At 70.4% G+C, this 12687-nt stretch carries 11 protein-coding genes; 7 read left to right on the forward strand and 4 right to left on the reverse strand.

What is annotated here, in order from left to right; genetic code table 11:
* Nucleotides 1-833, forward strand: an 833-nt coding sequence (locus BGN97_RS04170; RefSeq protein WP_292698304.1) for a RimK family alpha-L-glutamate ligase, incomplete at its 5' end; no start/stop codon positions are given.
* Between the two features lie 64 nt (nucleotides 834-897).
* Here BGN97_RS04170 and BGN97_RS04175 read toward each other — a convergent pair.
* Nucleotides 898-1608, reverse strand: coding sequence for a DUF4191 domain-containing protein (locus BGN97_RS04175; protein WP_292698305.1), 711 nt, complete (start codon nucleotides 1606-1608; stop codon nucleotides 898-900).
* A gap of 125 nt (nucleotides 1609-1733) precedes the next feature.
* Between BGN97_RS04175 and BGN97_RS04180 the strand changes: the two genes are divergently transcribed.
* A complete protein-coding gene (locus BGN97_RS04180; RefSeq protein WP_292698307.1) occupies nucleotides 1734-3137 on the forward strand; it encodes a hypothetical protein in 1404 nt (467 codons plus the stop codon).
* A gap of 23 nt (nucleotides 3138-3160) precedes the next feature.
* Here BGN97_RS04180 and sucB read toward each other — a convergent pair whose 3' ends face one another.
* From sucB to BGN97_RS04195, 3 genes are all read right to left on the reverse strand, one after another.
* Nucleotides 3161-4924: a 2-oxoglutarate dehydrogenase, E2 component, dihydrolipoamide succinyltransferase gene (sucB, locus tag BGN97_RS04185; RefSeq protein ID WP_292698309.1), complete on the reverse strand. Its 1764-nt coding sequence runs from the start codon at nucleotides 4922-4924 to the stop codon at nucleotides 3161-3163.
* A gap of 67 nt (nucleotides 4925-4991) precedes the next feature.
* Nucleotides 4992-6365 (reverse strand): dihydrolipoyl dehydrogenase, encoded by a 1374-nt coding sequence (gene lpdA / locus BGN97_RS04190; RefSeq protein ID WP_292698311.1) that lies wholly within the window; start codon nucleotides 6363-6365, stop codon nucleotides 4992-4994.
* Nucleotides 6365-7840, reverse strand: a complete 1476-nt coding sequence (locus tag BGN97_RS04195; protein ID WP_292698313.1) for a leucyl aminopeptidase — start codon at nucleotides 7838-7840, stop codon at nucleotides 6365-6367. The genes lpdA and BGN97_RS04195 overlap by 1 nt, the downstream gene beginning before the upstream one ends.
* Nucleotides 7841-7952: 112 nt before the next feature.
* Between BGN97_RS04195 and BGN97_RS04200 the strand changes: the two genes are divergently transcribed.
* The 5 genes from BGN97_RS04200 to BGN97_RS04220 form a co-directional block, all read left to right on the forward strand.
* Nucleotides 7953-8885: a PAC2 family protein gene (locus BGN97_RS04200; RefSeq protein WP_292698315.1), complete on the forward strand. Its 933-nt coding sequence runs from the start codon at nucleotides 7953-7955 to the stop codon at nucleotides 8883-8885.
* A gap of 166 nt (nucleotides 8886-9051) precedes the next feature.
* On the forward strand, nucleotides 9052-10299 hold the full coding sequence (locus BGN97_RS04205; RefSeq protein WP_292698317.1) for an RNA polymerase sigma factor: 1248 nt from the start codon (nucleotides 9052-9054) through the stop codon (nucleotides 10297-10299).
* On the forward strand, nucleotides 10296-11615 hold the full coding sequence (locus BGN97_RS04210; RefSeq protein WP_292698319.1) for a MurT ligase domain-containing protein: 1320 nt from the start codon (nucleotides 10296-10298) through the stop codon (nucleotides 11613-11615). The genes BGN97_RS04205 and BGN97_RS04210 overlap by 4 nt, the downstream gene beginning before the upstream one ends.
* Nucleotides 11612-12385 (forward strand): hypothetical protein, encoded by a 774-nt coding sequence (locus BGN97_RS04215; protein WP_292698321.1) that lies wholly within the window; start codon nucleotides 11612-11614, stop codon nucleotides 12383-12385. Before BGN97_RS04210 ends, BGN97_RS04215 begins: the two co-directional genes overlap by 4 nt.
* Nucleotides 12386-12399: 14 nt before the next feature.
* Nucleotides 12400-12687, forward strand: a 288-nt coding sequence (locus BGN97_RS04220; protein ID WP_363331397.1) for an alanine racemase, incomplete at its 3' end; no start/stop codon positions are given.

Consider the following 12687-nt stretch of genomic DNA (forward strand, 5'->3'; position numbering starts at 1 on the left):
TCGTGCGCAACCGCGCGGACGTGCGTCCTGCGATCGAGCGCGTGGGCGGCGCCCCCGTCGTGATCAAGCTGCTGGAGGGGACCCAGGGGATCGGCGTGATCCTCGCTCCGCAGGTGAAGGTGGCCGAGGCGATCATCGAGACGCTGCACTCCACCAAGCAGAACGTGCTGATCCAGAAGTTCATCGCCGAGAGCCGGGGACGCGACATCCGGGCCCTGGTCGTCGGAGATCGGGTCGTGGCCGCGATGCGACGGGTCGCCGAGGGCGACGAGTTCCGCTCCAACGTGCACCGCGGCGGGCGCGTGGAGCCGGTGACGCTGGACCCGGTGTACGAGCAGACCGCGGTCCGCTCCGCGCAGATCATGGGCCTGCGGGTGGCCGGTGTCGACATGCTGGAGAGCGACGAGGGCCCGCTGGTCATGGAGGTCAACTCCTCGCCCGGACTGCAGGGCATCGAGGCGGCCACGAACCTCGACGTCGCCGGCGCGATCATCGACTACATCGCGAACCAGGTGGCGTTCCCCGACATCGACATCCGTCAGCGGCTGAGCGTCTCCACCGGCTACGGCGTCGCCGAGCTCATGGTGCACAGCGGTGCGGAGCAGGTGGGCATGAAGCTGGGCGACCTGGGGCTGTGGGACCGCGACATCACGGTGCTCACCCTGCATCGGGGCGTGAGTGTCATCCCGAACCCGCGCAAGCACGTGGTGCTCGAGGCCGAGGACCGGCTGCTGTGCTTCGGCAAGCTCGAGGAGATGCGCTCGATGATCCCGGAGAAGCGTCGCCGCCGGCCCCGCGTGCGCCGCCTCCCCAAGGAGCCTCTGGGGGAGTGAATGCGCAACGGCCCCTCACTCCGCTGGAGTGAGGGGCCGTCCACTGCGTGCAGTGCGGCGCGGATCAGCGCGGACGCTGTGCGCGGACCTTGGTGGGATCGATGCCCTTGGGGATCGGCAGCGACGAGAGCGACCGCGACACCGAGTCGATGCGGCGGATGACGGCGGCCATGGTGGCCTTGTCGATCGCCTTGGGGATCTTTTTGATCCGCTTGGCCAGGTCGGAGATCGGGACCTCGTCCTCGCCGTGGCCGACGTACAGCACGGTCACGGGCACGCCGTTGGCGACGCGCTGCGCCTTCTGACGCTCCTCGTTCACGAGGCGGGTGAGGCGACCACGGGTGCCCTCGCCGACCACGACGATGCCGCCGCGGCCGATGGCGCGGTAGACGGCCTCCTGGGTCTTCGGGTTGATCCCCACGGGGGTGTCGGATGCCTGCCAGCTGCGGCCGAGGCTGGTGCTGAGCACGTGGCCGCTGGCGCCGGGCATCCCGTCGATCTTGGCGTACATGGCCTTGGTCGACAGACGGGTCATCAGGAACATGGCGCCGAGGATGCCGAACATCAGACCGGTGACGGCCCACAGGATCAGCGAGAGCACGGCGCCGCCGCCGACGAGGAAGCCGAGGATCAGGCCGATGAGCACGCCGCCGATGAGGATGGCCAGCTGCGCCCAGGGAAGCCAGCCGTAGACCTCCCGGGTGAACCGGAACAGGGAACGGATCTGTGAGAAGAAGCCGGGACGCTTCTCAGCTTCGGGAGCACGCTTTGCCATGGGTACCAGCCTACCGAGTCATCGCCCTGTCGTTCTTCCTGCACAGCCGCGGGTATCCCGTGACTTCTCCACCGTCGTCGCGATCCCGGCCCCCGCGGGTCGCAGGCATGCGCTCTCATGGAGCGATGGACAAAGTCGAGGAGCAGCATCCGGAGTCCCTGTTCGGGCTGGTGCCGGGAGCGCATCGTCTCATCCGCCGGCTCGACGGCAGGGAGTCGCCGTTCACCGGCGACCTCGTCAGTGACGGTGAGCAGAGGAGAGTGCTGATCGACGCCGCAGTGACGGAGGCGGCGCTGTGGGAGTTCGCGGACGCCGAGCACGTCGCCGGCGTGCGAGACCTCGTGCGATCCGCCGACGGTCACGGCGCACTGCTGCCCTGGTGCGTCGAACCGGCCGAGACGCTGATCGCCCGCCGGTGCGCTGCCGGACGTCCGTTGACGTCGGGCGAGATCGTCACCCTCGTGGGCAGTCTGATGCGCGGGATCGTCGAGGTGGCGGGGCGGCCGATCACCGGCCGCTGGTGGCTCGAGGACGGCGGACGTCCGGTGTTCGTCCCGGGTGAGGGGATCTCCTGCACTGCCGCATCGTTGGCGCTCGTCGAGCGCGTCCGAGACGAGTGCGCGGATCGCGCGATGCAGCGGATGCTGGCACGGATCGCCGTGGGGATGGCCGATCACCGGATGGTGCTGCGTGAGCTCGACGTCTGGGAGGCCGAGCTGACCGAGCTCGCCGCCCCGCGCGCCCTCGAGCGCGAGGCAGGCGAGACGGATGCCTCCTGGCCGGCTCCGGAGCGGGTGCGCGCCCTGTCCTTCCACCGTGCCGGCCTCGCCGAGGTGGCCGGGCGGCTGGAGGAGCGGCGCTCGCTCCGGGAGCGTCTCGTGCAGGTCGGCGCACGTCTGCAGGAGCGCCTGCGCGAGAGCATCCCTTCGAAGCCGAGGATGTCCTCCGGCATGGAGGCCGGCGTGGACGGTGGCGCGAGGACGCGTGCGCCGCGCGGCCGGATGCTGCTGGTCGGAGCCGGTGCGGCGGCGCTCGTGATCCTGGGCGGGCTGCTGTGGCCTGGCGGCGATGAGGATGCCGTGGTGCCGCAGGCGGTTGCCGCGGATCGGCAGGCTTCGCCGTCGCCCTCGGCGTCCGAGCTCGGACAGGTCACGCAGCCTGAGGAACCGCGACCATCGGAATCCGGCGCTCCGGCGCCTGACCAGCCGCGACCCGACCGGGACGACGGCGATGTCGAGCGGACGGCGACGCGGCTGCTGAAGGCGATCGACGGATGCCGTGCGAAGAAGGACACCGACTGCGCGACCGCGATCGTTGCGGGCGGCGCGCAGGGCGTGCTCGAACGGCTCGGAGCTGACGCCGTGGGTCGGGAGGTGACGCTGGTCGAGGACTACGGCGACATCGCGGTCACGCGACTCGGGCGCACGGCGAAGAACGGCGAGCAGATGCTCGTCCTGGTGCGGGAGAAAGACGGATGGCTGGTCCGCGACGTGTACGACGTCGCGGACCAGCCATCCGGTGGGGACTGAGCGGGCTCAGATCCCCGGCTGAATCAGATGCCCAGCGTCGCCGCGAAGTCCGCGGCCTCCAGGCGGTTCTTGATCGCGCCCAGGAAGCGCGCGGCATCTGCACCGTCGATGATGCGGTGGTCGTAGGAGATCGCCAGCCACACGTACGAACGGACCGAGATCGCGTCCACGCCGTCGACCGTGACCACACCGGGGCGCTTGAACACGACGCCCGTGCCGAGGATCGCGGACTGCGGCAGGAACACCAGGGGCGTGTCGAACATCGCACCGCGCGAACCCGTGTTGGTCACCGTGAAGGTGCCGCCGGCGAGCTCGTCGGGCTTGAGCTTGTTGTCGCGGGTGCGGGCGGCGAGATCGGCGATCTCGTGCGCGATCTGCGCGATGTTCTTCGTCCCGGCGTCGCGGACGACCGGCGTGAGCAGGCCGCGCTCGGTGTCCACGGCGATCGAGATGTTCTCGGATGCCGGGTAGACGATGCTGTCGCCGTCGACCGTCGCGTTGATGATCGGGTACGCCTGCAGCGCCTCGGCAGCCGCGAGGGTGAAGAACGGCAGGAAGGAGAGCTTGTCGCCCGTCTTCTGCAGGAACTCGTCCTTCTTCGCGGTGCGGTAGGCGGCCAGCGCCGTCACATCGACCTCGACGAACGTCGTCAGCTGAGCGGTCTGCTGCATGGAGGCGACAGCGCGCTCGGCGACGACCTTGCGCAGACGCGACATCTTCTGCGTGGTGCCGCGCAGAGGCGAGACCTCGAGCGGGGCCGCGGCGGGCGCTGCCGGTGCGGCGGCGGCCGGAGCCTGCGCCTTGGCCTCGGCGGCCTTCAGCACGTCCTCCTTGCGGATGCGTCCGCCGACGCCGGTGCCCTTCACGGTGGCCAGGTCGATGCCCTGCTGGGAGGCGAGTCGACGGACCAGGGGAGTGACGTACAGCGAGTCGGATGCCTCTTCTGCCGCCGGTGCGGCCGGAGCCGCGGGTGCGGCAGGTGCCGGAGCGGCGGGCGCTGCCGGGGCCGGCGCTGCGGGAGCCGCGGCCGGTGCTGCGGGCGCAGGCGCTGCCGGGGAGGGTGCAGGTGCTGCCGGAGCCGGAGCGGATTCAGCGGCGGGTGCCGGAGCGGCGGGCGCTGCCGGAGCAGCGGGTGCGGCCGCGGGGGCGCCCGAGCCGATGCGGGCGAGGACGGCGCCGACGGCGACCGTCTCGTCCTCGGCTGCGAGGATCTCCCGCAGCGTGCCCGCGACGGGCGAGGGGATCTCGGTGTCGACCTTGTCGGTCGAGATCTCGAGCAGGGCCTCGTCGACGGCCACGTCGTCTCCGACGGTCTTCAGCCAGCGGGTGACGGTGCCCTCGGTGACGGACTCGCCCAGCTCGGGGAGCACGACGTCGGTCGCGTCGCCGGAAGCGGCCGGCGCTGCGGCGGCGGGTGCTTCGGCGGCGGGCGCTGCGGGCGCTTCGGCGGCGGGCTCGGCCGCGGGGGCTGCCGGCGCGGCCTCAACGGGCGCGGCCTCGGCGGCGGGCGCCGCTGCTGCGGGCGCGTCGCCGGCCGAACCGGCACCGCTGCCATCGCCGATGCGGGCGAGCAGAGCGCCCACCTCGACGGTCTCGTCCTCGGCCACGAGGATCTCCTCGATGACGCCGCTGACGGGCGAGGGGATCTCGGTGTCGACCTTGTCGGTCGAGATCTCGAGCAGGCCCTCATCCGCCTGCACCGTGTCGCCGACCTGCTTCAGCCAGCGAGTGACCGTACCCTCGGTGACGCTCTCCCCAAGTGCGGGAAGGACCACGGGTGTGCTCATGACGGAGTCTCCTTCAGAAATCTGTGACGCCCCAAGCTTAGTGACCCGGGCGCCCTGTTGGTGCGGTTCAGAGTGCGTGGAGCGGTTTTCCGGCCAGAGCGAGGAAGGCCTCGCCCAGCGCCTCGCTCTGAGTGGGGTGCGCGTGGATCAGCGGAGCGATGTCCTCCGGGTGCGCCTCCCACGCGACGGCCAGCTGGCCCTCGGTGATGAGCTCGCCGACGCGGTCGCCGAGCAGGTGCACGCCGAGGACGGGGCCGTCCTTCTGGCGCACGACCTTGACCGTGCCTCCGGTGCCGATGATCTCGCTCTTGCCGTTGCCGGCCAGGTTGTACTCGTAGGAGACGACGGCGTCCGCGCCGTGGGCCGCGATCGCGGCCTCCTCGGTGATGCCCACCGATGCCACCTCGGGGCTGCAGTAGGTCACGCGGGGGATCTGCGTCTCGGGGACCGCCGCGACCTCCATGCCGGCGATGCGCTCGGCGACCGCGATGCCCTGCAGGAACCCGCGGTGCGCCAGCTGCAGGCCCGGGACGATGTCGCCCACGGCCCACAGTCCGGGGACGCCGGTGCGGAGCTGCTCGTCGACGATCACGAAGCCCCGGTCCACCGTGGCGCCCGCCTCCTCGAAGCCCAGTCCCGCGGTGGCGGGACCGCGGCCCACGGCGACCAGCAGGTAGTCGGCCGTGAACGTCTTGCCGTCCTCGAGCGTCACCGTGACCTGGTTCTCGTCCTGCTCCGCCTTCTGGAAGCGCACGCCGAGGTTGTACGAGATCCCCTTGCGGCGGAACGCGCGCTCCAGGCCCTTGCTCAGCACGATGTCCTCGTTCGGGACCAGGTGCGGCAGAGCTTCGACGATCGTGACCTCAGCGCCGAACGAGTGCCAGACGCTGGCGAACTCGACGCCGATCACGCCGCCGCCGAGGACGATGACCTTGGCGGGGATCTCGTCGAGCGCGAGCGCCTGCTCGCTGGTGAGGATCCGTCCGCCGATCTCCAGGCCGGGCAGGGTGCGGCTGTACGAGCCGGTGGCCAGCACCACGTCGGCGCCGACGTAGCGGTCGTCGCCGACGCTCACCGAGCGATCCTTCTCCAGTCGGCCCTCACCGGCGACCACGGTGATGCCGCGGGCCTTGATCAGACCCTCCAGACCCTTGAACTTCTTCGCGACGATCCCCTCGCGGTACGCGGTCACGCCGGCCGCGTCGATGCCGCCGAGGGTGGCGGTCACTCCGACGGAGGCTGCGGAGCGCACGTGATCGGCGACCTCTGCCGCGTGCAGCAGCGCCTTGGTCGGGATGCATCCGCGGTGCAGGCAGGTGCCGCCGACCTTGTCCTTCTCGATCAGCGCCACCTTCTTCCCGAGCTCCGCAGCGCGCAGGGCTGCGGCGTAGCCGCCGCTGCCACCGCCGAGGATGACGAGGTCGAACTCGTGAACAGCCATCAGGCCTCCTTGACCGATGCGCGTGCGAACGCGATGAGAGAGCGCACGGTGGCGCCGGTGGGGCCCTTCTCGGTGAAGCCGTACGGCGAGCCGGTGTGCTCACCGGAGCCGGCGATGTCGAGGTGCACCCAGGGGATGCGGGGCGCGTCCTCGGCATCCGAGGTGCGGCCCACGAAGCGCTGCAGGAAGAGCCCCGCGAACATCGAGCCTCCCGATCGGTCGGACATGTTCGAGTTGATCATGTCGGCGATGGGGGACTCCAGCAGCTCCTCCATGTACTCCGGCAGCGGCAGCTGCCAGGCCGGCTCGCCCGCCTGCTCGGACGCGGCGAGATACTCGGCGACCGCGGCGTCGTCGCCCATGACGCCCGTGTGGCGCTTGCCGAGAGCGGTGATGATCGCGCCGGTCAGGGTCGCGACGTCGAAGACGACATCCGGGTTCTCCCGGCTCGCGGCGACCAGGCCGTCGGCCATCACCAGGCGGCCCTCCGCATCGGTGTTCAGCACCTCGACCGTCTGACCGTCCAGCATCCGCAGCACGTCGCCGGGGCGCGTCGCGCGACCGGACGGCATGTTGTCGGCGATGCACATCCACGCCGTGACCCGGACGGGGAGAGCCAGAGCGGCGATCGCACGGATCGCGGCGAGCACCGTGGCGGAGCCCGCCATGTCGAACTTCATGCCGAGCATGCTCGCGGCGGGCTTGAGCGACAGGCCGCCGGTGTCGAACGTGATCCCCTTGCCGACCAGGGCGATGTGGCGGCCCGCGCCCTCGGGGGAGTAGCTGAGCTTGACCAGGCGGGGCGGGCGGTCCGAACCGCGGCCGACGCCGATGATCCCGCCGAAGCCCTGCTCCTCGAGCTGGTTCTCGTCGAGGATCTCCACCTGCACGGGCAGGGAGGCGACCGCGTCGGCGGCGGACTGCGCGAGCTGCGCGGGGCTCTGCCACTCGGCGGGCACGGACACGAGGTCCTTCACCAGAGCGACGGCCTCCGCGACGATGCGGGCGTTCTCCAGTGCGCCGTCGCCGACCGACGGCGCATGCAGCACGAGAGCGTCCGCGCGAGCGGGCTTCTTCTCGGTGCGGTAGTCGTCGAAGCGGTATCCGCCGAGCAGAGCCCCCTCGGCTGCGGCATCCGCGAACTGCTCGAGACCGGGGGCGAGCCCGATCGAGACCGTCGCGAAGCCGGTCAGGCTGCGGATCGCGGTGGCCACGGCATCCCGCACGCTCTCGGCGCTCGGAGTCGCACCTGCGCTCACGACGGCCAGCGGGAGCTCGGTGACAGCGGGCAGGTGCACGCGCGTGCAGGCGGATGCGGTGCCCTTGTAGCCGATGGCGGACAGGGTTCCGGTCAGGCCCTCGTAGCCGTCCAGCGCGTCGTGTGCGCCTGCGGGATCGGGGATGACGAGCACTGCGGCGTCTGCAGCACTTCCAGGGAACGGATCGATCGGGTGCGAGATCACGGGAAGCGTCATGTCTCCATCCTAGGGATCCCCCGGTTGCTGCCGGGATCACCGCGGCGACCGTGTTCGCTGTCAGCATGAGCGGCGCCCGCCCCGACGGCACCCCGGCTCGTAGCATTGACACATGCCCTTCTCCGATGAGCTCTACGAGTCGATCGCCGGCGCGCCCGATGTGCCCACCGGCCTTCCCCTGGTGATCCTGCTCACCGGTTTCACGGATGCGGGCAATGCGGTCTCCGGGCTCATCGAGCACCTTCACGAGACCACCGACCCGCAGCCTCTGATCGTGTTCGACAACGACGTTCTGCTGGACTACCGCGCGCGGCGCCCCGTGATCGTCTTCGATCAGGACCACCTGACCGAGTTCCGCCCCGCCCGCCTCGAGCTCGCGCTGGCGCACGACGCGCTCGGCCAGCCGTTCCTGCTGCTGTCGGGCTACGAGCCCGACTTCGCCTGGAACGCCTTCACGGACGCCGTGGTGAGCTTCGCGGAGGGATTCCAGGTGTCCGCGGTCACCTGGGTGCACTCGATCGCCATGCCCGTGCCGCACACCCGTCCGCTGGGCACGACCGTCAGCGGCAACCGGCGCGACCTGATCGCCGCGCACTCGGTGTGGCGTCCGCGCACGCAGGTCCCTGCGACGGCCGGCCACCTGCTCGAGTACCGGCTCATCCAGCACGACGCGCGCGTCGCCGGGTTCGTGCTTCTCGTGCCGCACTACCTGGCCGACACGGAGTACCCGGACACCGTGGTCGCCGCCGCCGACAAGCTCATGATCGCGACGGGTCTCGTGCTGCGGATGGACGAGGTGCAGGAGCGCCGTGAGGAGTACCTGACCCGCGTCGAGGAGCAGGTGCACGGCAGCGAGGAGCTGATGCAGATGGTGCACACCCTCGAACGGCGCTACGACGCCTACATGGCCGGGCGCGACGACGAGGGCCACGAAGCCGACGAGAGCTTCGACGAGCGCGACCTGCCCAGCGCGGACGAGCTCGCCGCGGAGCTGGAGCGGTATCTGGCGAACCGCAGGCCCGGCGACGACGAGAAGCGCGGCTGAGGCGACGCGCGGAGATCACCACCTGGGACGCCGCATGCCTTCATGTGTGTGATAATGGACATCTGACCCGTTGTCAACCATCGATCCTCGTGATCGGGCTTGACAAGGGTCTTACTAGTGTCCGAAATGGCCCGGAGCGCGTGCACCGCTCCGTGAAAGGCGAAACGTGACTCCTGCCACGACCAAGAAGACCCGGACGACCACGAAGAAGACGGCCGCCGCAGAGGTCGAGACCCCCGAGGTCGAAGAGGCCGCAGAGGCGGCTGCTGCGAAGGCGCCCGCGAAGAAGGCCGCCGCCAAGAAGGCTCCCGCCAAGCGTGCGTCCAAGAAGAAGGACGAGGCTCCCGAGGTCGACGACGAGACCGTCGACGCCGCGGACGCGGACGACGAGGAGAACGACAAGAAGCCGGCGTTCACGGAGCCGCTGCCCACCGGCGCGATCGTGATCTCGTCCGCCGACGAGGACGACGTCCCGGTCTACTCGACCCAGATCACCGGCGCCACGGCCGACCCGGTCAAGGACTACCTGAAGCAGATCGGAAAGGTCGCGCTGCTGAACGCGGCCGAAGAGGTCGAGCTCGCCATGCGCATCGAGGCCGGCCTGTTCGCCGAGGAGAAGCTGTCGACGATGTCGGCCGCCGAGAAGTCCAGCCAGCTCGGGCTCGACCTGCAGTGGGTCGCCCGCGACGGTCAGCGCGCCAAGAGCCACCTGCTCGGCGCCAACCTGCGTCTGGTCGTCTCGCTGGCCAAGCGCTACACCGGCCGCGGCATGCAGTTCCTGGATCTCATCCAGGAGGGCAACCTGGGCCTCATCCGCGCCGTCGAGAAGTTCGATTACACCAAGGGCTTCAAGTTCTCCACGTACGCCACCTGGTGGATCCGTCAGGCCATCACCCGCGCAATGGCCGACCAGGCCCGCACCATCCGCATCCCGGTGCACATGGTCGAGGTCATCAACAAGCTCGCCCGCGTTCAGCGCCAGATGCTGCAGGACCTGGGTCGCGAGCCCACGCCCGAGGAGCTCTCCCGCGAGCTGGACATGACGCCCGAGAAGGTCGTCGAGGTGCAGAAGTACGGCCGTGAGCCGATCTCGCTGCACACGCCCCTCGGCGAGGACGGCGACAGCGAGTTCGGTGACCTGATCGAGGACACCGAGGCCGTCGTGCCCGCCGACGCCGTGGGCTTCACGATGCTGCAGCGTCAGCTCGAGCAGCTCCTGGACTCCCTGTCCGAGCGCGAGGCCGGCGTGATCCGGATGCGCTTCGGCCTGGGCGACGGCCAGCCGAAGACGCTCGACCAGATCGGCGACACCTTCGGCGTGACGCGCGAGCGCATCCGCCAGATCGAGTCGAAGACCATGGCCAAGCTCCGTCACCCGAGCCGGTCGCAGTCGCTGCGGGACTACCTCGAATGATGTCGACGGCACCTCAGGCGCGTTCAGCCGGCCTGCGGTACGTCTTCCCCGTGCTGGCGGGAAAGCTCGCGCGCTTCGCGACCCGTCTGCGCGGGGGAGGCTCCGCCTTCCCCGGCTATCTCACCAACCGGCTGGCCCCGTCGCTGCTGCCCACCCTCGCGGACCAGTTCCGCTACGGCGTGGTGTTCGTGCTGGGCTCGAACGGCAAGACCACGACAACGCACATGGTCAGCGAGGTGCTGCGAGCGCACGGCCTCCGGGTCTTCACGAACCCGACCGGCGCCAACCTGCCGCAGGGCGTGACCAGTGCGCTGCTCGCCGACGCCACCCTCACAGGGCGGATCAAGGCGGACGTCGCGGTGCTCGAGATCGATGAGGGCTACGCGGCCGATCTGGCCGACAGGCTCTCCCCGTCGGTCATCCTGTCGCTGAACGTGCAGGTCGACCAGCTGTACCGGTTCTACGAGACCGAGCGGGTCGCCGACATGATGCTGGACGCGTCGACGCGGGCATCCGCTCACGTCGTCGTGAACCGCGACGACCCCTACCTCAGCAAGATCGACGTCGACGCCATGCGCGCCCCGGTGTCGTTCTTCGGCGTCGCCCCCGAGATCATTGCGGCATCCGCGCACGGTCTCGTCAACGCCGCGGACACCCGCAGCGGCAACGCCGGGACCGCGGAGCGCGACGCGTACTCCGAGGTGCGCAGCGTGAACGGACGCGAGGTGTCGATCAGGATCGGCGAAGTGGATGCAGCGGTGCGCCTGCCCGCGCGCGGTCTGCACTACGCCGCCGACGCCGCCGCGGCGCTGGCTGTGGCCTCGCGCGTGCTCGGCGACGAGTTCTCCACGGATGCCGCCGCGCAGGGCTTCTCGCGCATGGCGCCCGCCTACGGGCGAGGCGAGGTCATCCCGCTGCGTCGCGACCCCGCGGGGGAGCAGGTCGAGTTCGTGATGTTCAAGAATGCGCCGAGCCTGCAGATGAACCTGGACGCGCTGGACGGGGCGCCCGAGCGCGCCCTGATGGCGATCGACGAGGGCACGCCCGACGTCTCGTGGCTGTACGACGTGGACTTCCACGCGCTGGAGTCCGTCGACGTCGTCACGGGCGAGAAGGCCTACCAGCTCGCTCTGGCTCTGGAGCACGCCGGCGTCCGCATCGGCACCGTCGAGCCCGACATGGGGAAGGCCGTCGCGATGATGCGGGAGCTGCCGCAGATCGCCGCCGGCCGTCAGATCTGGTTCGTCAACTACGAGCTCATGATGATCGGCCGCAGGCTCCTCGGCCATGGTGACCAGGAGGTGGCTCGCCGATGACCGCGACCGTGCGCATCGCGCAGCTGTACCCCGAGATCCTGGGCGTCACCGGCGACCGCGGCAACGTCCGCGCCCTGCAGGTGCGCCTCGAGCGCGCCGGCGCGACCGTGGAGGTGCTGCCCGTCGGCATCGGTGAGGAGCTGCCCGCCGACCTCGACGTCCTCGTCATCGGCAACGGCCCGCTGTCCGCCATGCGCGGCGTGCACGCCGATCTGATGGCCCGTGGCGACGGCATCCGCTCCCATGTGGCCGACGGACGTGCGCTGCTCGCCGTCGGTGCCGGCGCTGAGCTGCTCAGCAAGGGCGTCACGACGCTGGAGGGCGAGACCGTGGAGGGCCTCGGCATCTTCGACGCCACGGTGGCGCGCACCAAGAAGCGCAAGGTGGGGTACATCGTCGTCGAGACCGCGGTCGGCCGCGTGATCGGCTTCGAGGATCACGCCAGCGAGTGGACCCTCTCCGACGCGGCGGGCAGCTACGGCCGCGTGGCGTTCGGTCAGGGCGGGTTCGCCCTTCCCGACGCCGGGGACCAGCCCGCGCGCGGCGAGATCATCCGCGTCGCGAACGCGATCGCCGCGAACATCCAGGGGCCGATGCTTCCGCTGAACCCCGAGCTGGTGCGAGAGATCATCACGGGCGTCGCCGCGCGCCGGGACCTGGAGCTCGATCTGACCATCGGCGTCGAGTCGCTGGACACGTACGCGGCCGGCGCTCGCGCGGCCATCGAGACCCTCGTGCACGGCAAGGGTTTCAACTCCATCCAGCTCTGAATCGGAGGCGACACATGTCAGGCAGTGCGGCGCCCCGGGTCCTGCTGAGCCGTTCCGTACTGCTGCAGAACGCGCAGCGACTGCTCGCGCCTGCGGGCGGCGTCGTCGATCTGCGGCACGATGCCTACGGCCACGGCCTCGACGAGGTCGCCCCGATCGTCGTCGAAGCCGGCGCCACTGCCGTGCAGATCGGCTCCGAGGACGAGGCGCGTCGGCTGCGGGCATCCGGCATCCCGGTGTCGACCGACGCTTCCGCGGATGTGGACGTGCACGAGCTGTTCGGCATCCCGGATGCCGGCGGT

The organism is Microbacterium sp. 69-10 (assembly GCF_001897945.1).
Classification (GTDB): domain Bacteria; phylum Actinomycetota; class Actinomycetes; order Actinomycetales; family Microbacteriaceae; genus Microbacterium.